Genomic DNA, 23,589 nt, shown 5'->3' with positions numbered 1-23,589 from the left:
GCATTATTTTTTGTTTATTAATAATCTTACACTTTTCATATAGTGGAGAATATACTTTTAATCCTATCACAGCAATCCGATCAGCGGTAACAATGAGCAAAGTATCTCCGGAGATCAAAAAAGAGTTAGGTCTGGTCCATGTATACACAGGGCCGGGAAAGGGAAAGACCACCGCATGTTTGGGTCTTGCGTTCAGGGCATCCGGCAGAGGGCTTGAGGTCCTGATGATCCAGTTCCTGAAACCGTCAGAGAACTACGGCGAACATCTTGCCGCAGAGAGAATACCGAATTTTACAATACTCCCGCTCGGTCTTGACCACATGGTCTCAAAGGTGCCGAGGGATATTGATATCAGGATAGCAAAGGAGACCCTTCAGAGGGCAAAGGAAGAGATCTATTCCGGAAAGTACGATCTGGTGATACTGGATGAAATAAACAACACAATGGACTGGAAACTTCTGGATCCAGAAGAGGTCATTGGCGTGCTGAAAGGAAGGCCGAAGAACGTCGAGATCGTATTGAGCGGCAGAGGCGCACCCAAGAAGATAATAGAATATGCGGATCTTGTGACCGAGATGGGTCTGATCAAACACCCCTTCGATAAGGGCGTCTCTGCAAGAAAGGGCATAGAATACTAAGCTGCGTCTTGCTGGTGAAGTCCATAAGAGAAAAGAAAGATAAATAAGCTAACGATTGCATCCATCTTGATACTGACAAGGAAGTACCCCTAAATGCCGATAAATATACCCGATGACCTTCCCGCTGGAGCAGCCCTCGAATCAGAGAACATTTTCGTAATGAGAGAGGGACGTGCGACCAGCCAGGACATACGTCCTATGAAGGTATTGATCCTCAATCTCATGCCTACGAAGATAGAGACGGAGATACAGGTCCTCAGGCTCCTCGGTAACAACCCTTTGCAGATCGATATATCATTTTTACAGATGGCCACGCACGAATCGAAGAACACTTCACAGGAATATCTGGATAAGTTCTACTACACGTTCGACGAGATAAAGGACCTAAAATTCGACGGTGCGATAATAACGGGGGCTCCCGTAGAGAACATCTCTTACGAAGAAGTGGACTATTGGGATGAGCTTTGCGAGATCATGGAGTGGACCGTAACAAATGTGACATCCACCATGCACATCTGCTGGGGAGCTCAGGCCGGCCTGTACTATCATTACAACATCCCGAAATATCCTCTGAACGAGAAGATGTCGGGCATATTCGGCCACACGCTGAACGTAAAGGACGAACCGCTTACCAGAGGATTCGATGATGTTTTCTACATGCCGCATTCAAGGAACACAGAGGTCCGTGCGCACGACATAAATAAACATCCGCGCCTCCACATAATATCCGAATCTAAAACTGCGGGAGTGTGCATCGTAACGTCTGAGAAAGCGGGACAGATATTCGTCACAGGCCATGCGGAGTATGACGCCGGAACGTTGGCATATGAGTACGAAAGAGATCTGAAAAGGGGCATTAACCCAAACATTCCGTATAACTACTTCAGGAACGACGATCCCCATAACGACCCGGTCGTTACGTGGAGAGGGCATGCGACATTGCTGTTCACGAATTGGCTTAACTATTACGTATACCAGCGCACGCCTTATGATCTCAACGATGTGGGGAAGGAAGAATTCAGATGATCCCTGTCAGAACAGAGAAGGCCCCCTTGCCCGCCGGTCCGTATTCCCAAGCGGTCATTTCCGATAAATTGGTATTTGTTTCGGGGCTGATCCCCACTGACCCAGCGGATGGAAAGATACCGGAAGGAACTGATGATCAGATAAGGCTTACTTTACAGAATGTTGTGTCGGTCCTTTCTGCCGCGGGGGTCAAAAAGGGGCATGTCATCAAGGTCAGCATTTATCTGACCGACATGAATGATTTCGCTCTGATGAATTCGATCTATGCAAAAACGTTCAGCGAACCTTATCCCGCGAGAACATGCGTCGGGGTGGTCTCACTTCCGAAGAACGTGAAGATAATGATCGATGCGGTGGGCGAGATGGATCACTGACCGGTTATCTTCGGGTTGATGAGTTTTCCTAAAACAGCGTCTCTGACGAATTTATTGTATTGAGACAGATCGGACCTGGTCTGAACGATCTCTTCGACCGATGAAAGAACATGTCCGAACACCTCTTTGAATATCCTGCATGAATCGCCTCCGTTACTGCCAAGTCCGGTCTCATAATATGCATCAATGCTGCAGCCTCCGTTACAGTATTTGTAAAGGCTGCATTCCGCCATACATCTGTTCCTTCTTTCGATTGTACCGGATATTATCTTTCCGAACCCTTCCGTGCCGAATGCGTCCGATATTTTTCTCATTGAATTCAGGTTCCCCATTCTGAATTCGGGAGGGCACCCTTTGCCGCAGGGGTAAAGATCCCCGTTGGGGTAAACGCACATCCATTTGGTCAGACATGAGTTATGAGCGCAGTCGGACTCCTGAGGATCCCCGAGTGCATTCAGGATGTAGAGGTAATGGGGGATCAACGGGATCTCGGTGTTCTTGTCGAACAACCATTCGTCAAAGCATTCTATGCTCGATCTGATGTATTCGTCTGCATTAGGGACGGTGTCTCCGCATGCTGCGCACCCTGCCGGTATCACTGGCGCAAAAGATACGGCGGTCTTGTCGGCCCTGAACTTTTTGTACATCTCTTTCTGTTTAGATGCCGTTTCCGACGAGATCGTCGAACTGACCGAGAACACCCTTTCTTTATTGCTGAGGTACTTGATCTTCTCTTTTACAACATCCGTCTTTTCCCTGAGAACATCGTTGTACTGCCCTTCGAAGGATACTCCGATGTTTATCATCTTATCTTTGCAGAAATCGATGAACCTTCTGTTTAACTCGATACCATTTGTCTGTATGGTGTTGCCGATCCTGTGGGAGTTCTTCCCGAAATATTTTTCCTGGAGCGCAACAGCGTCCTTGTAGAATCCGAACGGCATAAGCAATGGTTCGCCGCCGTGCCAAATGAACCACACGGACTCATATTCCTCAGATAACATACGGAAAAGTTTATCCAAAGTTTCAATGCTCATTCTTTCAGATGTTCTCTCTTCGAGAGTATGATAACAATGCTTGCAGCAAATGTTGCAGTCCAGTGTCGGTTTTATTATAATACTGATGAACGGCCTCATCGTCTTTAACTCAGAAGGGCCAGTATGTCCATGCGCCGTAGAATCCGTTTGTTATGTAACAGCAGCACATGCAGCAGCATACGATACCTACAACGCATCCTACATACCACCATCCGGACGCACAGCATCCCTTTTCATTGCAGCACCCGTATGTGCATTCGGGCGTGCCTCCGTGCTCAGCGCCATCGACTCTTTTTGAGTAGTCGTTTGGCTCCTTTGCATGCATTGCGATCGATGTGAACGCTGCCGGGGACTGGCTCATATATAACTCGGTCAGGTTTTCGATGGTTTTTGCATCGGAAGACATTAATTTCACCTTCCCTAACCTGCTGGCTAGGTATAATCTGCGTATCCCATAAGGATATATTAATTATGGGGTCTGAAAAAGACAATTTGCATTGCTTTTGCAACGACAGATTATAAAATCGTGCTTATTTTTGAAAAATCAGATGCTACCATATATCTCATCCAAAATGTATATTGCACCTCTTATCCCAAAAATCGGTCTGGGGATGAAACTCATGCCCGCAAGACTGGGTGCGCATATGTCCACTCCCTTTATGCACTTTCCCAACATTGTTTGGGTCTCAGCCGTATGCCCGTCCGTGAACAGAAGATCCACCGGCTGCGAGGGGTTTGAGTTCCATGCCTCTTTGATCCGTTTTTCGTTAAGGAACTCGACAATCGACGATTCCATGCCGCTGTCCTCTCCCGGATCCACCGAAATGCTGACTGGCAGGAAACAAAGATAATCATACAGCCATTTTGTGAGCGGATATGTTATCGAGCTGTCCGCCATGATCGTGAACCCCATCCCCTTTACGCGTCTGGATAGGAACGAACTGTTCATCTTTTTGAATACTCTCTGCTTTGCCGTGCGGATACGCCCTTCGATCTTTGAAGTGTCCGCCCCCATGACCTTCCCGATGTTCTTTGCCCAATGTTCCGTTGCATCAAAACCTACAGGTGCGCCTGCTTCCGAGAATATCGTGCTTATACCGTATTCTCGCTCATAGAACTCGGCTGTCTTTTTACAATACTCGGGGCAGACGCAAACGTTGTATTCGGCCGCCGTGGACCTTTCCAGTTCGTCAAGACCGCAGCCCGCTCCGGGCGAGGATATGATCTCTATCTCCATATCCTTCAGTATCGACTTCAATTCCTCGAGAGCATCCTGCCAATCTTTGCTTGATATCGGGAGTCCGAGTATGTTCACGGCTCTCGGGATCTTTTCTTTTTTCCTCGGTGCTTTCCATTCGATTATCGTTTTCACAATATGATCGTAACTTGTTGAGAAAGGTTGAGATATCAGCGACTCGTCGATCGCCAGCGCCTTTTCTTTATATCCGGCCCTTTCTATCGCATCCGTGATGTTATCGCCGATCAACGCCGCACCCGGGGACGGAATGAAAACATCGAAACTGTCGTCCGCACCGCATATGATCGGGATACTTTCCTCAAGTTTTTTTTCGGAGCCGTTTATGTAGCTTTCTTCATCGATATATGTACAGGGTATCCTCGGCGACCCGAAGAAATATTGTATCGAATATTTCTTCATATCTTCCGGTTCAGACCGCGGGAAACAGTTGGACGCCAGCAGAAAATTATAGCCTCTGCATCCTCCCGGCCCGTGCAGGACCGCCCTCCCGTCAATGAAGCTCTCTGCCGCCAGAAGCGCACCCGTGAATCCATCCATGCAGATCCTTTCGATCATCTTATATCTCTCCATCCCTCTGTTTTCGGGATAAGCATAAGATCGCCGATCTTTTTCCCGAAGTTCAATATGCCTTTCATCCCCGGCCCCGGATTAGAATAGCCTATGCAGCAGGTTTCCTCATATTCAGCGCGGAGGGTGTTGGATAATATGATATCTGGAGAGAACTCTTTGATGTCCGACAACACATCGATGTAAGTACGTTCATCCCTAAAGAGTATTCCCGAAGATGCGTATCTCGATTCCGGGGACTTCTCCTTCCGTGTATTCAGTTGGCCCAGCTCCACCAAAACAATCTCCATACCCAGATCTGTGACCAGCTCTATCAGCCAATCGATATCCTCATGAAATCTGTTCTCTATGATCACCCGTTTTCCTTCCAGTCTGGGTTTGATCTTCGCTATCTCGGCGTAATACTTTCTCTCCTCTTCCGCCGCAGCTTCGGCTGCCTTTTCTTCGATCCCGAACTCTTCCCCTACCTTTTTTGAGAATCTTTTGTAAGCCCTGATGCCGATGGGCAGAGGTTCTGTATCTACCGGAACACCCAACTTCTCGTGAACGATCCTTGCCACCCTCACTGAACAGCTGTCATTGTCGGCGATATAGCTCATTTTCCCGAGACGGAAGTTGCGTATCGACTCCATCGATGCCTCATACAGGAACCTGCAGTTCACTTTGATGCCGAACGGATCGAACAGCCTGAAGATGTCTTTGTCTTTATCCTCACCGCGTTTGAAAAAATACCTTTCTGCCAGAATATTCACGGTGTCATCCCGGGGTTTTACGGAATCATCCACGATGTCGAGGATAGCGTCGGCAGCTTCTATTACCCCATCCTCCCAATCCCCGGTGATATTGCCGTCCGCCTCTATGACCCTGAAATAAATGTCTGGGTATTCAAGGGAGATCGCATTCACCACATCGATGGTATTATCTCCTATTATCCCGGGGATGCATGAAGTAACGATGAAAATATTCTTTTGCCCTTCTAAAATCATATCTCTGATCTTCTCTTCCAACAGCCCGGCGCCGCCGAAGACCGATACCGTATCATCGATGTCGGTGGAGACCATCCTCAGCGAATGCATCTCCTCGATCGTTCTTTTGCTGCCTCTGATTATTTCCGAGATCGTTTTCATTGACGACATTATGTGTGCGCAGCTCCGCGGACCGTGTATGATAACGATCGCATCTGTTATCGATGAACACCCGTGCACCGCTCCGGACGTTGCGCAGTACGACAGGATATTCTTCTCGGTGGTTACTTTGTTCTTGAGCGTTCTCGATGAACACCCTCGGCACGCCGTTCCCGTATTGACGGTGTCTATATTGTTTCCCGCCTTGACTGCCTGCCCTTTTGCCAGCAGTTCCATTTGCGCATCATTCAGCGGTTTAGAATCAAATAATGATGATCTGCCTTCCGTCATGCCGATGATGTTATCGGCGATCTTCCTGTATTCCTTTACGATATCTGAGTCGGGGAACATCTCTGCGACCGTCTTACCCGATGCCTCTGCCTCCGCAAACAGTTTACTTCTGGGTATACAAGCGATGATCGGCAGATCGACTGCGGCCGCAAACCTTTCCACGGTCTCGATCTCATCCTCGATACCGCGGCAGTTCAGGATTATACCGGCCACTCTCGGAACTCCCTTATCAAAATTCTTTATCCCTTTGAGGATGTTGTTCGCAGCGTAAATGGACATGAATTCCCCGGAGGTCACAAGATATACTCCGTCCGCATACTCGTTCCTCAGCGGGACCGCAAAACCGCCGCACACCACATCGCCGAGGACATCATACATTTTCACATCAAAATCAACATCGTTCAGTCCGAGTTTCTTAAGAGTGTCGAATGTGCTTAATATGCCTCTTCCGGCACACCCTATCCCGGGCTCCGGGCCTCCCGCCTCCACGCATTTTATCCCTTTTACTCCTTCCAGAACTATGTCGTTGAGTTTCCTGTCAAAAGGCGGGGTCTTACGGATATAATCGAGAACGGTGGTCTGTTCCCTTCCCTGGATCAGTGCTCTTGTTGAATCATGTTTGGGATCGCAGCCGATCTGGATGACCTTTTTGCCCATGTCAGCGAGAGAAAAAGAAATATTGGCAGAGGACGTGGACTTCCCTATCCCTCCTTTTCCGTAGATAGCTATCTGTATCGTATTATTCGCCAACTTATCTTATATGGATATATAATCCAACCATTAATCGGTGTCTGGTTATAAATACGTTATTAGGCACTATTTTCTATTCATTCGTCTTTTATGTGCTTGTCATATGTTCGGATACACCATCCCTCTTTACATGAAAATGTCCCCGTCGGACCTTTCCTCATACAGAAGGTACTATTGCGAGACCTGCCACCAGCTCAAATCGGAATTCGGAGTTGTGTCTACGTCTGCCGTAAATTATGATATGACATTCAACACGATCATAATGAACTCATTCACAGGCGACTGTCCTTATTTCGATGGTACGAAAATATCACCTGTCTGCGTGTTCAAAGATCCAAAGGCCGATTCCGATCTTTTCAGGAAAATGGCGGCATACACGATCCTCCTGACAAAATGGGAGCTTGTTGATGACAAATATGATAAACCTTCGATAAAAAGCAGTGCGGCCTCCGTGATACTGGGAAAAGCGATATCTAAGGCCGAACGTAAGTATCCGGAATACGATGATGTTGTGGGGAAAGGATTCGAAAAACTCAGAAGCATGGAAGAGGCCGGGTGTTCAGACGCTGTGCGTATGGGCGAGACATTCGGCAGATCCCTTGCGTTCGCACTGAAAGATATCGCCGGGGAACAGGCAGATGACGGCCTGGAGAACATTTTCACCCATCTGACCGCCGCAGTGTATATGATGGACGCGGTGGACGACCTCGACCAAGATTATTTAGATGATACGTACAACCCCCTGCTGGCAGGCGGCAAACCGTTCAAGAATAAGATGCAGTTCATTAACGACAACATGTACGAGATATCCGGCTCCCTGAACAAGGTCATAGGTGATCTCCAGGCATCGTATTCGGCTCTGAAGGAAAAGATGAAGTGCGATGTGGGCGTGACCGACAACATTGTATACTACGGAATACCGGATTCGGCAAAGAACGTCATGCTCGGTTCAAGTCTGGCAAAGGCTTCCGTTAAGAATACATTCGAAGGACGCAAAAAAAGGAACGCCTCATACTGACCTTCTTCCCGATGGGTCGTAATCGGAACAGACATTCAGTACATCGGTCTCTTCTACGGTGACCCTGCATACGGCTTTACTTTTGGTCAGAATGATGTTGTTGCAGTTCTCGCATGAACCCGGCCTGTATCTTTCACATGTGCCGTCATCGTGCGTGGGCGAACCTCTCAGCGAACATACCCAGCTATCACGGGAATGGATGCAAAAACGGCATGTGCGGCATTTCTGATAGTTCTCGTTGCTCATGGTTCACATCCGGATATCTTTGCGTTCGATACTCATCATATGGTATGTTCTTATCTCTCCGCCCATCCTTTCATTGGGAAGTTCAAAGACCGCAGCCAGTTTGTAGCCGCATTTTTCGAGACATTTTCTCGATCCGTAGTTCTCGGAGTCGCATCTTGCCTGGATCCAGATATAATCCGTATTCCTAAAGATGTATTCTGTCACAGCTTTCACCGTTTCCGTCATGTACCCTTTCCCCCAGTGTTCCTTTCCGATGCAATACCCGATCTCGCAGTATCTCATTTCCGGGAAATCCTGCACCGCAGCGATGCTCCCTATCGGTTCTTCCTTCCGTTTGTGCACAATGCACCATTCCATGGTGCCGTATTCATATTCTCGTACCCACTTCCCTATTATATTTTCCGATTCTTCGGGAGATCTGTGCGTGTCCCAGGTCAGGAATTCGGTCACGTCATCATCCGACATCCAATTCTCGTACGCCTTCGCCGCATCCGTTATCTTGAACGGCCTTAGGTAAAGGTTGGATGTTTGGATCGGGAACGTTCTCCACATATCTTCACCTGCCTATGATCGCGACAGAAAGTGAACTTACGGCATCTACGCTCTTTTCCGTTCTTCCGGCATGAAAAGGCCCCTGGTTGCCTTTGGCGAGATCTGCCTGATGATCCACAAATATCGGGGCATGGGGCATGATGATCGGATAAGTGTTACAGGTATTAAGTTTTCTGAAATACTCAGTTCGAACACGCTTCGGACGGCTTTCTATCGATTCCGGATCTGCGCCTGATGAAGCCTCTCAGGACATAGAAGCTCCATATAAGGACGAGTCCGGATGCTATTATCTCTGCGAACGATGCTCCCCACCAGATGTATGTCAGTCCGGATGTCAGTACCGCTGCGGCATAGCAAAGAGGGATCATCAGGAAATTCCTGAATATCGTAGAGGTCAGAGACCTCACTCCCATTCCCAAGGATTGGAAAAGCGATTCGGCACAATTCCCCATCGCAAAGAACGGCAGGAACAATGCCGCTATTCTGAGGAAATCGGTCATGCCTCCTCTCAAATGCTCAGTATCAGCCGAATATGTGAAGGCCATATTCATCTGCGGTGCGAAGATGATCGTAATAATCATAACAACAACCATCAATGAGATGGAGATCTTCAGCGCATAGTTGTAAGCGTCCTTGATCTTATCATAACGTTCCGCTCCGAGCGCGGCGGCACATACAGGGACTATTCCCATCGCGATACCCATAACCGGTATCGTAAGGATGCTGATGATCCTCCAGTCTGAGGAGTATATCGCAACGCCGTCATCTCCGCCCGCCATAAGCAATATACGGAGCATGAATATCGAAACGAGCGATATCACGATCATCTGGAAAGCGGCCGGGATACCCACACTGAAGATATCCTTCGCTATCAGCCGGTCAAATCTGAAGCCTCTGAATCTGAACTTCAGGAACAGATCCTTTTTGATAATGTACCAATAGATTATCACCATTATACCTGCCGCCTCCGCGACTATAGTGGCGAGCGATGCTCCGGTCATACCCCATCCGAGTCCGTAGTCATAAATGAAGAACGGTTCTATTATCAGATTGATGACCGCCACCATGATCACCACATACATGGATCGCTTGGCGGCCCCTTCCGATCTGATGACATTGGACATCACCCCGACTGCCAGGAACACGATCGTGAACATTACCATCGGTCTTGCGAACCTGAGGCATTGTTGTATGGTCTCCTCGCTGGCGCCGGTCCCCAAAAATCTCAAAATGGGTTCAAGAAATATCAAAAGCACTATGGTCACTATCACGCTGGCAACTATCATGTATGCCACGGCCTGAGCGGCCGTTCTGTCTGCATCTGCTTTGTTATCTGCACCTATCCTTTTCGAGATCGCAGCAGCGGCACCTATGCCGATACCCTGACCGATCCCCACCATTATGAAGAAAAGCGGGAACACTATCCCTACTGCGGCAAGCGCATCTGTTCCTAAGCCGGACACCCACATGGCATCGGTCAGGTTGGTAACGGATTGGGCCACCAGCGCTATTGTGGTGGGGATCGCCATCGCAAGAATAGCTTTTTTCGGATTCCCGAGAAGAACTTCAACATCCTTGGTCATCTCGGATCCTTCCACAGCGTTCCCTCGATTCAGTCTATTGGGATGAACTATTTTAACACTTTAGTTCGCCTATGTTAAATTATAATACTGAAGACAGCCCTTATCTGATGAAATGGAAAAGATAAGGTCGTTCATATCGATCGGCATTCCGAAGATGCCTCCGATCCAAGACTCCTTGAAAGAATTGAAAGATATCCGGGGGGTCGGCGTGTCAAAGGAGATCCACCTTACTCTGCGGTTCCTGGGTGATGTGGATGCTTCGAAATTGAAGAAATTGTCCGCACATATGAGATCTTTAGAAAATTATCACAATTTTGATGTATCTATGAAAGGTATAGGAGCATTTCCGAATAACAATTCCCCCCGTGTTGTCTGGATAGGCTCCGCACCGGGGGAGCCGTTCTCAAGCATTCTTTCCGATCTCGACAAAATGCTGGATTCTATCGGGATAGATTATGACAGGAAGCCCTTCAAGGCACACATCACCATCGGCAGGGTAAGAGACCCCTCGAAACGCCTTACAGAGTTCATTAATGAAAACAAGGAACTCGAGGTCGGTTCTTTTGTTTGCTCTGAGATCTTCCTTATGAAAAGTGTGCTTACAGCCCAGGGCGCAGAGCACTCTGTGATTGATTCATTCCATCTTCATAAAGAAAAAAGTTAATGTTCCATTATTAGAAACAAAAGAACCGACCCGTTGTCTCAGGAAAAAAAATAGTGATGTCCCGGATGGGACATTTTATTGTTTAAAGGGGCAGTATGGGCTTCTTGTACTGCTCGGCATATATTTCGGCGGATGCTATGTAGACTGCTGCCGCTCCCGCTAGGAACCCGACAACACCGCCTGCCTTCGTGAGGATCGATTCTTCCAAGAATGCTCCGCTTGTCAGCAGGACCAATGTCACGACTATCAGCAAAAAGGTAATAATGAATGACTTCGGGAGCTTGAACGTACCGAATGTCAGCAATATTACCAATATCGTGAATATAAGGAAGAATGTGGACAAAGAAGTGTGGTTCGGCGCACCCAATGAGATCACTCCTAATGCACCCATCTGTAAGATACCGAATGCTATCCAGAAGAGCCCCAATAATGTGAATACGGTCCCCGTGAACATGCTGTTCTTCTTCATCTCTATCAATCCAGCGATTAACTGTGCTATACCACCCATAAATATTGCCGCCATTATCACAGTCGGATCCATTCCGAAGTATCCGAGATTGTGTATCGATAGCAATATCACTGCCAAAGCGAACCCGTAAAGACCTAACGTTACCGGGTTGGCTAACTCATTTGAAGTTGAAGTTGTTAAGGTTTCACCCACTATGTATCCTATTCAATAGTTTATATAATTGACCCAGCGTTGTGAGATAAAATTCCGATTCCATGGCTGATTGTCAACGATCTTTCTTCGCAGGTCTTTCGACTGACTGTATGCCGCCGTCCTCAATGATCCTCCGATAGAACATCTCCACCGCCTCAGATGGCGACAGCCTCAGCTGCTGCAATATCTTCTCGGCCTCGACCTTAACGATCGAATCGATGCGCGCGTTGATGACCGAGCCTCTGCCCTTTGAATTCCCGTTAAATAAAACCTCGTCGCACAGGGATGCGATGTACTCGTTATAGAACAATCCTTTTTCCCTTGCCAACGCACGGATGATGTCTGTGGTTCCGGAACCGTATTGCGATGACTTCTTCGGCCTTGTCGCGATGTACGGATATCCCAGGTCCTCCGCTATCTCTCGAAGGACTATCTTCCTGGAATCCATATCCTTTGGTTTCAGATCATTCTCGTCGAGTTCCCTGACGCCGGATAACACTTCGTCCGACATATACGGATAAAGAAGCTCTTTTCCGAAGTGTTTGGCGATAAATAATTCGCATGGAATGGATACTTTCAGAAGTCTGTCCACGGCCGCTTTCCTTTGCATCTCATAATCGTTGTCGGTCTGGTCGACGAATTTCGCACATCCCATGAAATATTCATCCGCGCCCTGGCCTGTTATTACGACGTCCTCTTTCGCTTCCCTGCAGACACAGAACAGCTGCAGCTCGTAGGAGATGGTGAACGGATCTGTAGTGCCGGTGGCGGCGATCATTTCTTTTATGAGCAGTTCGACATTCCTTTTTGATATCTCGGCGAGCGTCCACGGAAGCTCCAGCTTTTCGGAAAGATCCTTTGCCATTATTGTGTCATGTGATTTGGTTGTCCCGCATGTGTACAAATGAACCGAGTCGGCATACTTCTTGGCAATGGCCGACATCAACCCCGAGTCCAACCCGCCCGAGAAGGCAACGGCAACATCCTTCCCCTCGACAGCGTCCTTTATAGCGTTGACAATAGTTTTTTCCATTCCGGCATATCTGAAAGGCATATGCGGCGATATTACCTCTATGTTATAAGACTTCAACATGCGCATTTGTTCCCGCTGCAGGAAAACATTCTTTGAAATGGTACATCATTCGTCAGTGAACAGTTTTTTTCTCTCCGGCGGCATCTCAGAAATGAATTTCTTCGCCTCCTGTGGCGTGACCGCATATACTCGTCCGTCCTCTTTCTCTACGACTACGCCGCTGTTCCTCAGCATCCCGAATCTTTTTTTCCTTTCTTCTAAGTCCGGATGACAGACGAATTGACAATTGCAACATGCATACTGCATCTCATAAGGATACGCCAGCAAGGGGTTGTAAGATATCGCGCCCTCTCTTTTTCTTTGAAGGTATCTTTGCACATATTTCTTTGAAATAGTACGGTACTCCTCATCGTCCTCCGGCAGCGGAAAACGTCCGGGCGACCATGTTGACCATTCGCCGCTCCTATGCAATCCGGTAAGCCCTCCGCATGGGTATGCGCACCTTGCGGGCAATCTGCAGTTGCCGGCCCTTATTGTCTCGTTCCCGAGTTCTATCGTTACTCTCCCGGGGTTGATATGGTCGACGATGCACGCCCTTTTACACATCAGGCATCCGTCACAATAGTTCCCGCTCTCGGGCAGCGGCGGGGTGGGTTCCAGATCTGCGTCCGTTACTACACCGCCAAGAGAGAACGCCGCTCCGTACTCCTTGTTGATGAGAAGGCCAGACTGTGCTATGTGCCCCAGTCCGCAGGCTCTCGCCATCAGCTTGAGCGATATGGGAGGTATACGGTCAAAAATACCGTTCTCGGACTCTTTCCTGAAGGCAAAGTTCGAAGCGATGGGGTATGCCTTATAGCCTAACGATGTGAGCACCGTGGATATTTCAAAAGATATTCCGAAAGCGAATGTGGTCGTTCTTATCTTATTGGTGCTTAACTCAAAGCTCTTTTTGCTAAGGAAGGGTTCGATGAGACTTTGATCGAACGGTACGCAGAATATTATTGCCGATCTTGCATCCGGAAGCACATATTCCATATCCGCCAGATGCTGACCTCTGAGCGTTTCCCTTGTAGCGATGCCGGATTTGGATGCCCCCAGGTTGAGAGGCATCTTCAGTGCGAGTTCTTTTGTTAAGCCTGCCATGTGAATAAAAAAGCCTGTCCATTAATAAAGTTGCTGAACGTTTTGACAACTTTGCTTTTAACTGAACTAACAACATACCACAACGTTTCTGCTACATTTCAGTTGGATCTGCCAAGTATAGGTGGCGAACGGGAGGGCGTGATTCGAACCCCCGGCCTGCAAATTGATGAAAAAAGTTTAGGGTAACCCTAAAGTTTTTAGTGAAAATAATAAAAAGTTTAGGGTGACACTAAAGTTTTACATTATATTATATATGCGAAACGCATACAGTATCTTGATGAAGAATGGATGAAAAAGAGATACTGATCGATCGTCCATTATATATGGAAAAGATTAAGACATTCATTGACAAACCGTTCGTTAAAGTAATAGTGGGCATCAGACGGAGCGGTAAAAGCCAATTGTTGAGGCTGATCCAAAAAGAGATCCTGAAGAAGACCGATTCGGATCACATTATAGAAATGAACTTCGAGAAGTCAGAATTCTTTGACATTTTGAGTTACATTGAATTAGCTGACTACATAGAAAAAAAGATCAAAGACAAAAAGAAATATTATATTTTTTTAGACGAGGTCCAGGAGGTCGAAGGTTGGGAGAAAGCAGTCAATTCGATCCGGCTTATGAACACAGACATCTATGTCACAGGCTCCAATTCAAAACTGCTTGACACGGATTATTCCACACTTCTCGGAGGAAGGACCATTAGCTTTACCCTGTATCCGCTTTCATTCAAAGAATTCATCCAGTTCAGAGAGGAATGCGGAGTTGAAAAGGATCCCGATATTGAGAAATATATCAGACTGGGCGGTTTCCCTCCGATCTCGATGTTCGATTTTTCCGAACGTGACGCGACACACATTGTAACCGATATTCATAATACGGCCCTGTTGCGTGACGTCATTAAAAGAAACTCGGTAAAGAATCCCCAACTGATGGAAAAGATAGCCGCTTTCATTTACGATAACGTAGGCAACTTGGTCTCTCCTTTAAGCATCGCAAACTACCTGAAGAGCCAGGGTAGAAAGGGGACCGATCCGGAAACGATCGTCAATTATATGAGATACTTGGAACAGGGCTTCCTCATAAGGCGTGCGCAACGTTACGATGTAAAGGGTAAACGGCTGCTTGAGACCAATGACAAGTATTACCTTGCCGACCACAGTTTGCAATATGCGATACGAGGCTTAAGGGCGGATAATATTCAGGGAATCTTAGAAAATATCGTCTACATCGAACTTGTGAGACGGGGATTCAATGTATCCGTAGGGAAGTTTGACACAAAAGAGATAGATTTTGTTGCTGAGAGAACAGACGGTCAGCGGATATATATACAGGTGTGTCTGGAGTTCTCCACAAAAGAAGTTTATGATCGAGAATTCGCTCCGCTGAAAGAGATAAGGGACAACTTCCCGAAATATGTGGTTTCGTTGGACAGATTCGCAGAACGCTCCGATGAGGGAGTAATCGGCATTCATTTGAGGGACTTTTTGCTGAATGATGAAGAATTATAAGCGAACGGGAGGGGATTCGAACCCCCGGCCTGCAGCTTAGGAGGCTGCTGCCATATCCAGACTAGGCCACCCGTCCAGAAGAATAAGTTTGAGTGAAGTGGTTTTTAAACTCTTTAGATTTGATCTTATTCGTCCTTCTTCTTTGCAGACCAGACCTCGACGAATTCAACTGTATCAACGCCGAAGGCCTCTCTGAGATCGGTCACCACTTTGAACCTTGCGACCTGCCAGTCCTGGTGGAATTTTGTGATCTCCGAAAGCGTAACAACGACCTTTCCTTCGGGGAATGCAAATGAGAATCCTTCGCTGTCGCCGAAGTCGACCTCAAGGATCGCTTTTGCTTTGTCCTCGGGCTTGTCGATGATCTCTGTGACAGTGAGTTTGTACAACAGGTCGAATCCCGCAAGCTGGCTGTTAAAGTCGACCCTTACACGCCCTGCGCCTACGGACATGACATGTCCTACGCGGTTCCCGAGTGTGACCTGAAGTCCGGGGTACGGGTTGATCTCCTGTTTGTGGAACTCTTTTATCGGATATACCTCAATGAGCTTGGGATCCCTGGGGCCCGCGGCTTCCTCTGTGGGGATTGTGACCTCGATTTCCTTTCCTACCTCAGCGTCTGAGATCGCATCATCGAGTGCGGGGAATAGTTTCCCGGATCCCACGATGTATGCCATGGGTGCGTATGTGTACTTCTCGTTGAAGATGTCTGCCTCTTTGGCTGCGGCCTCGTCTGTTGTGTCGTAAAGCCTGCCGCCCTCTGCGAAATATGCCTTGTAGTCCAGGCGGACCATCTTTTTAGCGTCATTGTCTGCCATTTTCAGTCACCATTAGTTATTTTGATGTTCTAATGTTTGCGCGATTATCTAATACATATTAAAGATGTCGGTCGTTTAAACCTATTTTTTCGGTGATTCAGCGATGCCTGACACGGCTGTTTCTCCTTCTTTTTTGTATTTTTCATACCCTACATTAAAGAGTATGAAGAGCCATTCGTAACCATACCTGATAATACCCGAACACACAACAACTCGGGTATGATGGGATATCAAGGTGATAAAATGAAAACAAACAAAAAGTTGATCTCAGCATTTGCTGTCATCGGCGCTCTTGTAATGTTATCTGTCATATTCGTGGCAGTGCAGAGCGCAGACAGCAATGCAGAAGGTGCAATAGTCCCTGTAGATGAAGTGGTAAAATATGACGTTACATTCGAACTTTCCGCCGGCATCACATGGAAAATGGGCAATGTTACAATTGATAACACCAATAACCCCATGAATGTTGACTCCGGAACGAAAATAACTGTGACCGTAACACTCAATCAGGGATATGTCGGAACACCCGCTATAACAGCGGGAGGCAGTCCTTACACAGCGGGAACGGAATACACAGTCACGTCGGCAGTTACGTTCAAAGTTGCATCCGGCGTAGAACAGGGCCGTGTAATTACGTTCATTACAGACCCAGGCATTACATGGAAGTACAACGGAAGTCCGTTCACAAATAGCAACATTACTGTTGAAACCGGAAAGAAGATAACTGTCGATGCTACTGTTAATGATGGGTATGAAGGAATATTGGCAATTATGGCGAATGGCATACCCTATAGCATGGGGGCAGAATTTCCTGTCAACGCGGATATAACATTTATGGCATCTGGTATACATCCAAAGACCTTCGCTGTCACATTCGAAGCCAACCCAGGCATTGTGTGGAAATACAACGGCAACCCAGTCACCACAAGCACTGTTACTGTCACATATGGCACACCGCCGATAAAGGTGACAACGGGACTCAAACCGGGATACGAAGGTACGCCTATCATCAAAGCAGGGACCGCAACTTACACGGCGGGCGATGATTTCACGGTCGCATCGGATGTCACTTTCACTGCGAGTGGTGTTCAGTTGATGGTCCTCACGGTCACATTCAAGGATACACCGGGCGTAACATGGGTCCTTGACGGCGAGAATTTGGTTGGAAGCACTACTCAGATCACCTACGGAGACAAAATAAAGGTTAACGTAACGATAGATCATGATTTCGAAGGTACACCGGTCATCAAAGCGGGTACCGCAACATACACGGCCGGCGATGATTTCGAGGTCACATCGAATGTCGAATTCACAGTGGCCGGAGTAAGCCATATCGACAATAACAGCGGCGGTAACTCGACGCTCATGTATGTGGCGATCGCAGTAGCGGTGATCCTGATCATATGCTTGGTACTGTGGTACTTCTTGTTCAGAAAACCATAATAAAACAATGGGGGCAACCCCGATCCTTTATTTCTTGCGTTTCACGCTATATGTTAAAAATGTGTAGAGCCATTCATCGATATCGTTGTGATGCAGGGATGCGTTTGTGTTCTGGCATGATGGGAGATGAGGTGAAATAATGAAAACAGACAAAATGATGATCGCGGCAATTGCGACCTTTGGCGCGCTAATGTTCTTGTCAGCATTCGGTGCTTTGTCGCAGAGCAATGACAATTCTGCTGCAGACGCCACATATGTACTGACCGTCTCAGTTACAGAGGGGAGCGGTACGATAGAATACAAAATCGATAATGCTGAATTCACAACTTATACTGCGCCCGTGCCTATCACAGCGGGCTCAACAGTAGTTGTGAAACCGATTCCAGCTAGTGGTTATGTGTTCTATAAATGGGTAACGCCAACCAATTTATTCAGTCCGACGCTGACGTTTAATGATGTTAACGCTTCCATAAATCTTAATGCACAGTTCAAAGATGAGACAACGGCTCCCGAGAAGACCGTTCTCACATTTACGGGAAATAATGTGATATGGAAAATTGGGGGTGACTCCGGGGGTGCCGTGCAAGTTGGGGATACCTTTTCCTTTTTCCCCGGAACCGTAATAACTGTGAAAGCGGACCCATTTACGGGATTCAAAGGGCCGATAACCATTACGGTTGATGGTGCTTCATACAACGCAGGCGATAATTTCACTGTACCGGCCAGTAACGCAACGTTTGAAGCCACCGGTGCAACGCCGATCCAGAATTTCACAGTGACCCTACATGTCCATGGGTACGGGACTGTGGAAGGTGCCGGAACATTTGCCGAATCCTCAACGGTGACGATAAAAGCTATCGCCGACGAAGGTAGCGTGTTCAAAGAGTGGTCCGACGGCAATACGGAGGCGGTGCGTACAATAACGGTGGATTCGAACATCGAACTGACCGCGTCGTTCGTCAAAGATTCCGGCGGACCCGGCGAAGGATCGAATAACGGCGGAAGCTCGATGGTCATTTACGTAGTGATCATAGCCATAGTTCTGGCCGTTATCTGCGTAGTAGTATGGTTCCTCTGGTTCAAGAAACCTTAATGAAACAGCGGGGGCGACCCCGCCTTTATTTTTTCTTACTGTTCCCAAACGGAAAGTAATAAAAAGAATGCCCACATACAGCAGACTTAAGCCACCTTTGCATAGCCCGGTAGTGCGGCTGACTTGTAATCAGCAGGTCCGGAGTTCGAATCTCCGAGGTGGCTCCACTCCATTATGATAACTTAAGACATGATCCGGACGAGTGAAACTTAACCTTGACCATGATACATCATCATGGGCAGCAGAAGGCAAGCCCCAATATAGGGCTTAGATTTGAACGCTCTCTGTTCGATCTGATGGTCGATCATGGCTTTTTCCCCGTTTTGGAACCAAAAGACTGGCACCAGAAACTGGATGAGAAAAGGAACGGCATTCAGGAGCCAGACCTGATGTTCGAATACAAAGGAGTTCAGTTCTGGGTCGATTGCATATACGGGACCAACTTCAAGGGGAACCAACTTGAACTCTATTTTAAAGAGGAGTGTCTTTCCAGAGAAAAAGCATATGTTGAGTTGTCGGGTCCGCTGTTCATTGCCGTCGGAGTAAGCGGCACCCCCGAGGAACCGGATACATTCCTTTTTGATTATTATGTCTACTCCAATATACATAACATTAGCAGGGACCAGTATGGAAGGGTCACCACACACTTCAATGGCGAATTCATTGAACACAAGTCAGTGAGACACTTAAGAAAAAGAATCTTCTATGAATGAACGCGAACGACTGTTCAGATAGCACGCTGCCGCAGAACGTTCTTTTTCAGTTCTTGATCAGGTTCTCGGCCGACTGTATGCATTTGGTCAGCACGGAGTACGCATTGATCATATCTTTCTCGCCGACAATGAATATCGTGTCCGTGTGGCAACTGACCGTCTCTTCGATGTTGATGCCCGCATCGGAGAGGTTCGTTATGAGATAAGCGATAACACCGCTTGTGTCCACGATCTTCTCGGGAGACTTGACTGCGATCTCCACGAGATTCTCCCTTATCTTTATGATATTGAACCTTCCGACGGTATCGACGATCCTGTCCTTGAGCATGCTGTCCGCTATTATCGTCACAGCCGATGCCGACTGTACCACCTGCATGATGGAATTCTCGTTCCACAGATCCTTGAATAAGCTGTCCATCTTGTGAAGAACGGTCCAGTCGTTCTTCGCTGTGACAATGCACGTTTTCGTCCTCATCTCCAATCTGCTGTCCTTGAGGATCTTGAGTATGCTGAGCTCATGGTCGCTTGTGGTATTCAGCCTGCCCGCATACCGGCGGCATGCGATCATCACGGCCTCTTCATTATCGACATTCATATCCTTCATTATCATCCTGGCCAGAGAAGAGTAGTTTATCAGGCCTTTAGCTATACAGTCTTTAATGCTCGGATGCGCATCTATATATGCTCTTGTTCTTTCCGCAAGACTTTCTTTTGATGCAATGTTGGACATGCTCACCTAAATATTCTCTAAGTATTTATGTCCTATTCAGAACAAAATGTATTAAAAAGTTTAGAAAAAGGATGTGTAGTGTCTGGTTTCAGATAACTTCATTGAAAGCTGACATGAAATCATCTTTTTGTCTGGACGTCAATATCAGGGGCGGGATCAAACGCAGAACATGACCGTGACAGATGTTCACGATGAACCCTTTTTTCAGCATCGATCTCTGAAGCTGAGATGCTGTCTCGTTCGAATTCAGCTCCACGCCGATGATGAATCCGGAACCGCGAACGTCCTTGATCTTGGGTGAACCCACTCCCTTTAAGTCCTTCATCCATGCTTTACCGACCTTTCCCGCATTCTCGACAAGTTTCTCTTTCTTTATTATGTCGATCACAGCGCATGCGGATCTGCTGACCAGAGGGTTCCCTCCGAATGTGGTCCCATGCGTTCCTGGCGTCATCACTTTTGATATCTCAAGAGTGGTGGTGATCGCTCCGATCGGTACGCCCCCTCCGAGGCCCTTTGCCATTGTTATCACATCCGGGACAACACCGGACTCCTCAATACCAAACCATTTACCGGTACGTCCGATCCCGGTCTGTACCTCATCGACCACCATCAGCACGCCGTGATCTGTACAGAGGTCGCGTACTCCCTTGAAGAACTCTTTTTTCGCTTTGACCACGCCGCCTTCCCCCTGTATCGGTTCGACCAGAAGGGCTGCTGTGTCCTTGTCGATCATGCTCTTTACAGACTCGATGTTATCATACTCATAGTAACGGAAAGCGTTGCTTATCAGCGGCTCGAAGGATTCCTGATACTTGGTCTGCCCTGTCGCGCCCAGCGATGCCGACGTGCGGCCGTGGAAGCCGTTGAGAGCGGAGATGATCTTGCTGCGTTTGGTATAACGGACGGCGAGTTTCATTGCACCTTCGTTCGCCTCTGCGCCGCTGTTCACGAACAGTGAGCGTTGGAGGTCTCCGGGCATGACCGACGCCAATTTTTCTCCGAGCTCGGCCTGCTCCGCCGTGTAATACAGATTGGAAACGTGTATGAGTTTGGATATCTGATCTTCCATCGCTTTGACCCATTCTGGGTGTGCGTATCCTATGGAGTTCACAGCTATTCCCGAGACCAGGTCGAGATACTCTTTGCCTTCGGTGTCGTAAAGGTACGCTCCCTTTCCATGTGTGAGCGCTATATCCATGCGCCCGTAATTCTGGAAAAGGTACTTTGAATTGAGTTCTTTTATTTCGTTGAGATCCATCTTTACCACTTTGTTATTATTGTTCCGTGAGGTACGTTCTTCATCACATCTGTGAGGATATTGCGGGGATCCTTCCCATTCACCATGCGCACCGTCTTGACGCCTGCGAAGAGGGCGCTGCGGCATGCATCCACCTTGGGGATCATTCCGCCTGAGATCGTTCCGTCCGCTATCAGATCATCTACCTCCTTGAGAGTGAGTTTGTTAACGAGGGAGGATGGATCTTTGACATCCATCAATATCCCGGGGACATCTGATATCAGTATCAGTTCCTCGCACTCGATGCCTGCCGCTATACCGGCGGCCATTGTATCCGCATTGACGTTCAGAAGTCTGCCTTTCTTGTCTTTACCGATCGGGTATATCACGGGTGTTATCCCTTTATCCAGAATGTCCATTAACGTATCTGGATATACCTCTTCGATCTCCCCCACGAGACCGAGGTCCACCTTTACTTCCTTCCCTTCTTCGGTCAACTTATAAGGTGCTTTCTTTTTGCACAAAGTGCACAGATATCCGGGCATCCCTATCGCGGGGACGGATGCTTCCGTGAGACTGTCCGTAACATCCTTATTCAAAGCACTTAGGACGTCTTGTGCTACCTCGAGCGTACTCTCGTCCGTGACTCTCAGGCCGGCGACCTTTTTAGGGTTGAGGCCTCTTTTTTCCATTTCGGCGGATATCTCGGGGCCTCCGCCGTGCACAAGGATCATCTTCACATCCTCTTTCAGGAGTTCGGCCACTTCCTTGGACAAGCGCATCAGGTCCTCTTTACCGCGGATCGCATTTCCGCCGAACTTCACGACGTATATCTTCATCTTCATCACGACGCGTATTCTGCGTTGATGCGTACGTAATCGTACGTAAGGTCGCATCCCCATCCCACCGCGGATTCTTTTCCGTATGCGAGATCTATCAGGATGCTGACCTCGGTGTTGTCCATTGCCATGCGCACCACCTCAACGGAACGTTCCTCCTGGAACACCGGCGCTCCCATATCGAGTATTGGAACTTCCAGATCTCCGCCTTTTATCGTCAGGCGTACATCCTCTATGTTGAACTTGCATCCGCTGTTCCCCAGAGCCATCATTATGCGCCCGTAGTTCGGATCCGATCCGTATATCGCAGATTTCACCAACGGCGAGTTCAGGATCTTATGGACGGCTTTGCGGGCATCCTCTTTTGTGTCCGCTCCCGTCACTTGCACTTCGATGAGCTTTGTCGCTCCCTCTCCGTCCTTGGCTATCGTCTTTGCGATCTTGGTCATGACCATTTCAAGCGCGGCTATGAACTCCGGATCCTCATCGGCGTATTTGCCTCCGGCCTTACCGTTCGCCATGAGGATGGATGTGTCGTTTGTGGATTGATCCCCGTCTACCGACACCATGTTAAGGCTGTCATCAAGGATCTCCTGCCACTTGCTGCGGAAATCTATCGAAAGATTCGCATCCGTTGTGACAACTGACAGCGTTGTGCCGTGTAGCACCTTCATGTGCGGAGATATCATTCCGCTGCCTTTTGATACGGCGGCGATATACACAAGGGTCCCGTCTTCGAGACGTGTGCGTACCGAGAATTCTTTTTTGATTGTGTCCGTGGTCATTATCGCTTCTGCGAAAAGACTGTCGGCTTCGCGCCCCAGGTCGAGAGCTCGTACGGCACGGTTTATTCCGTAGCGTATCTTGTGCAGGTCGACGAAACGCCCGATCAGGCCTGTGGACATCACGCCCACTTCTATCGGATCTATATTCAGCTCTTTCGCAACTGCTTGCTTCATAGCGATCGCATCCTCTACCCCGCGGCGTCCCGTGAGTGCATTCGCATTTCCGCTGTTGATCACCACTGCGGAAAGCTTCGGCGAGTTCTCCTTCATCATCACCTGCACAGGTGCCGATTTCACATCATTGCTCGTATATCCAACGAACGCCGATGCGGGTACATCCGAGTACACCATTCCGAGGTCCAATGCACGATATTTTACACCGCTGTGTACACCTGCGGCCTTGAACCCCTGAGGGGTCGTTATGCCTCCTTCTATTTCTTCTATCATGT

The 23,589-nt window shown here is 48.0% G+C and carries 25 protein-coding genes and 2 tRNA genes; 10 read left to right on the top strand and 17 right to left on the bottom strand.

Going from position 1 to position 23,589, the window contains the following annotated elements; translation table 11 throughout:
• Window positions 1-92: 92 nt before the first annotated feature.
• The 3 genes from cobO to Mpt1_RS01705 all read left to right on the top strand — a co-directional run bounded on the left by cobO (window position 93) and on the right by Mpt1_RS01705 (window position 2,038).
• Window positions 93-638 (top strand): cob(I)yrinic acid a,c-diamide adenosyltransferase, encoded by a 546-nt coding sequence (cobO, locus tag Mpt1_RS01715; RefSeq protein ID WP_048111579.1) that lies wholly within the window; start codon window positions 93-95, stop codon window positions 636-638.
• A 93-nt stretch (window positions 639-731) separates the two neighbouring features.
• Entirely contained in the window at window positions 732-1,664 is a 933-nt protein-coding gene (gene metA / locus Mpt1_RS01710; protein WP_048111578.1) for a homoserine O-acetyltransferase MetA, read from the top strand.
• Window positions 1,661-2,038 (top strand): Rid family detoxifying hydrolase, encoded by a 378-nt coding sequence (locus tag Mpt1_RS01705; RefSeq protein WP_048111577.1) that lies wholly within the window; start codon window positions 1,661-1,663, stop codon window positions 2,036-2,038. The genes metA and Mpt1_RS01705 overlap by 4 nt, the downstream gene beginning before the upstream one ends.
• On the opposite strand, the gene Mpt1_RS01700 is transcribed toward Mpt1_RS01705, so the two are convergent.
• The 4 genes from Mpt1_RS01700 to Mpt1_RS01685 all read right to left on the bottom strand — a co-directional run bounded on the left by Mpt1_RS01700 (window position 2,032) and on the right by Mpt1_RS01685 (window position 7,065).
• Window positions 2,032-3,174: a radical SAM/SPASM domain-containing protein gene (locus Mpt1_RS01700; protein WP_048111576.1), complete on the bottom strand. Its 1,143-nt coding sequence runs from the start codon at window positions 3,172-3,174 to the stop codon at window positions 2,032-2,034. The genes Mpt1_RS01705 and Mpt1_RS01700 overlap by 7 nt on opposite strands.
• Window positions 3,175-3,184: 10 nt before the next feature.
• Complete coding sequence (locus tag Mpt1_RS01695) at window positions 3,185-3,481, bottom strand: hypothetical protein (RefSeq protein WP_052399229.1); 297 nt, start codon at window positions 3,479-3,481, stop codon at window positions 3,185-3,187.
• Between the two features lie 138 nt (window positions 3,482-3,619).
• Window positions 3,620-4,888 (bottom strand): nitrogenase component 1, encoded by a 1,269-nt coding sequence (locus Mpt1_RS01690; protein WP_158386726.1) that lies wholly within the window; start codon window positions 4,886-4,888, stop codon window positions 3,620-3,622.
• Window positions 4,885-7,065 (bottom strand): nitrogenase component 1, encoded by a 2,181-nt coding sequence (locus Mpt1_RS01685; protein WP_052399228.1) that lies wholly within the window; start codon window positions 7,063-7,065, stop codon window positions 4,885-4,887. Before Mpt1_RS01685 ends, Mpt1_RS01690 begins: the two co-directional genes overlap by 4 nt.
• A gap of 103 nt (window positions 7,066-7,168) precedes the next feature.
• Here Mpt1_RS01685 and Mpt1_RS01680 point away from each other — a divergent pair, with 103 nt between their 5' ends.
• Complete coding sequence (locus Mpt1_RS01680) at window positions 7,169-8,083, top strand: DUF5685 family protein (protein ID WP_048111574.1); 915 nt, start codon at window positions 7,169-7,171, stop codon at window positions 8,081-8,083.
• On the opposite strand, the gene Mpt1_RS01675 is transcribed toward Mpt1_RS01680, so the two are convergent.
• From Mpt1_RS01675 to Mpt1_RS01665, 4 genes are read right to left on the bottom strand one after another with little or no spacing between them, the layout of a single operon-like run.
• A complete protein-coding gene (locus tag Mpt1_RS01675; RefSeq protein ID WP_048111573.1) occupies window positions 8,075-8,329 on the bottom strand; it encodes a hypothetical protein in 255 nt (84 codons plus the stop codon). The genes Mpt1_RS01680 and Mpt1_RS01675 overlap by 9 nt on opposite strands.
• A 3-nt stretch (window positions 8,330-8,332) precedes the next feature.
• Window positions 8,333-8,881, bottom strand: a complete 549-nt coding sequence (locus tag Mpt1_RS01670; protein WP_052399227.1) for a GNAT family N-acetyltransferase — start codon at window positions 8,879-8,881, stop codon at window positions 8,333-8,335.
• 4 nt (window positions 8,882-8,885) lie between these two features.
• Complete coding sequence (locus Mpt1_RS07845) at window positions 8,886-9,020, bottom strand: hypothetical protein (protein WP_274518177.1); 135 nt, start codon at window positions 9,018-9,020, stop codon at window positions 8,886-8,888.
• A 43-nt stretch (window positions 9,021-9,063) separates the two neighbouring features.
• The gene (locus Mpt1_RS01665) at window positions 9,064-10,479 is read right to left on the bottom strand and encodes an MATE family efflux transporter (RefSeq protein WP_048111572.1); all 1,416 of its coding nucleotides are present in this window, start codon (window positions 10,477-10,479) and stop codon (window positions 9,064-9,066) included.
• A gap of 97 nt (window positions 10,480-10,576) precedes the next feature.
• On the opposite strand from Mpt1_RS01665, the gene thpR reads away from it, so the two are divergent.
• Window positions 10,577-11,128, top strand: a complete 552-nt coding sequence (gene thpR, locus Mpt1_RS01660; RefSeq protein WP_048111571.1) for an RNA 2',3'-cyclic phosphodiesterase — start codon at window positions 10,577-10,579, stop codon at window positions 11,126-11,128.
• Between the two features lie 82 nt (window positions 11,129-11,210).
• Here thpR and Mpt1_RS01655 read toward each other — a convergent pair whose 3' ends face one another.
• From Mpt1_RS01655 to Mpt1_RS01645, 3 genes are all read right to left on the bottom strand, one after another.
• Window positions 11,211-11,789, bottom strand: coding sequence for an acetate uptake transporter (locus Mpt1_RS01655; RefSeq protein WP_048111570.1), 579 nt, complete (start codon window positions 11,787-11,789; stop codon window positions 11,211-11,213).
• 73 nt (window positions 11,790-11,862) lie between these two features.
• Window positions 11,863-12,882: an asparagine synthase-related protein gene (locus Mpt1_RS01650; RefSeq protein WP_158386724.1), complete on the bottom strand. Its 1,020-nt coding sequence runs from the start codon at window positions 12,880-12,882 to the stop codon at window positions 11,863-11,865.
• 45 nt (window positions 12,883-12,927) lie between these two features.
• Entirely contained in the window at window positions 12,928-13,968 is a 1,041-nt protein-coding gene (locus tag Mpt1_RS01645) for an epoxyqueuosine reductase (protein WP_048111568.1), read from the bottom strand.
• A 323-nt stretch (window positions 13,969-14,291) separates the two neighbouring features.
• On the opposite strand from Mpt1_RS01645, the gene Mpt1_RS01640 reads away from it, so the two are divergent.
• Window positions 14,292-15,479 carry an ATP-binding protein gene (locus Mpt1_RS01640; protein ID WP_158386722.1) on the top strand — a complete coding sequence of 396 codons (1,188 nt, stop codon included), beginning with the start codon at window positions 14,292-14,294 and terminating at the stop codon, window positions 15,477-15,479.
• Between the two features lies 1 nt (window position 15,480).
• On the opposite strand, the gene Mpt1_RS01635 is transcribed toward Mpt1_RS01640, so the two are convergent.
• A tRNA-Arg gene (locus Mpt1_RS01635) sits at window positions 15,481-15,555 on the bottom strand.
• A gap of 49 nt (window positions 15,556-15,604) precedes the next feature.
• Window positions 15,605-16,297 carry a peptidylprolyl isomerase gene (locus tag Mpt1_RS01630; RefSeq protein ID WP_048111567.1) on the bottom strand — a complete coding sequence of 231 codons (693 nt, stop codon included), beginning with the start codon at window positions 16,295-16,297 and terminating at the stop codon, window positions 15,605-15,607.
• A gap of 243 nt (window positions 16,298-16,540) precedes the next feature.
• Here Mpt1_RS01630 and Mpt1_RS01625 point away from each other — a divergent pair, with 243 nt between their 5' ends.
• From Mpt1_RS01625 to Mpt1_RS01610, 4 genes are all read left to right on the top strand, one after another.
• Window positions 16,541-17,740: a hypothetical protein gene (locus tag Mpt1_RS01625; RefSeq protein WP_148305796.1), complete on the top strand. Its 1,200-nt coding sequence runs from the start codon at window positions 16,541-16,543 to the stop codon at window positions 17,738-17,740.
• 139 nt (window positions 17,741-17,879) lie between these two features.
• The gene (locus tag Mpt1_RS01620) at window positions 17,880-18,833 is read left to right on the top strand and encodes an InlB B-repeat-containing protein (protein WP_048111565.1); all 954 of its coding nucleotides are present in this window, start codon (window positions 17,880-17,882) and stop codon (window positions 18,831-18,833) included.
• 90 nt (window positions 18,834-18,923) lie between these two features.
• Window positions 18,924-19,000: transfer RNA gene (locus Mpt1_RS01615), tRNA-Thr, on the top strand.
• Between the two features lie 48 nt (window positions 19,001-19,048).
• A complete protein-coding gene (locus tag Mpt1_RS01610) occupies window positions 19,049-19,546 on the top strand; it encodes a hypothetical protein (protein WP_148305795.1) in 498 nt (165 codons plus the stop codon).
• Between the two features lie 46 nt (window positions 19,547-19,592).
• Here Mpt1_RS01610 and Mpt1_RS01605 read toward each other — a convergent pair whose 3' ends face one another.
• The 4 genes from Mpt1_RS01605 to argJ all read right to left on the bottom strand — a co-directional run bounded on the left by Mpt1_RS01605 (window position 19,593) and on the right by argJ (window position 23,587).
• Window positions 19,593-20,276, bottom strand: coding sequence for a DUF7523 family protein (locus Mpt1_RS01605; RefSeq protein WP_048111563.1), 684 nt, complete (start codon window positions 20,274-20,276; stop codon window positions 19,593-19,595).
• A gap of 88 nt (window positions 20,277-20,364) precedes the next feature.
• A complete protein-coding gene (locus Mpt1_RS01600; protein ID WP_048111562.1) occupies window positions 20,365-21,537 on the bottom strand; it encodes an acetylornithine transaminase in 1,173 nt (390 codons plus the stop codon).
• A gap of 2 nt (window positions 21,538-21,539) precedes the next feature.
• Entirely contained in the window at window positions 21,540-22,361 is an 822-nt protein-coding gene (gene argB / locus Mpt1_RS01595) for an acetylglutamate kinase (protein ID WP_052399224.1), read from the bottom strand.
• The gene (gene argJ / locus Mpt1_RS01590) at window positions 22,361-23,587 is read right to left on the bottom strand and encodes a bifunctional ornithine acetyltransferase/N-acetylglutamate synthase (protein ID WP_052399350.1); all 1,227 of its coding nucleotides are present in this window, start codon (window positions 23,585-23,587) and stop codon (window positions 22,361-22,363) included. Before argJ ends, argB begins: the two co-directional genes overlap by 1 nt.
• Between the last annotated feature and the right edge of the window lie 2 nt (window positions 23,588-23,589).

The sequence above is a fragment of the Candidatus Methanoplasma termitum genome, assembly GCF_000800805.1.
In the GTDB taxonomy this organism is placed as follows: domain Archaea; phylum Thermoplasmatota; class Thermoplasmata; order Methanomassiliicoccales; family Methanomethylophilaceae; genus Methanoplasma; species Methanoplasma termitum.
This window is presented reverse-complemented; position numbering and strand designations above follow the sequence as displayed.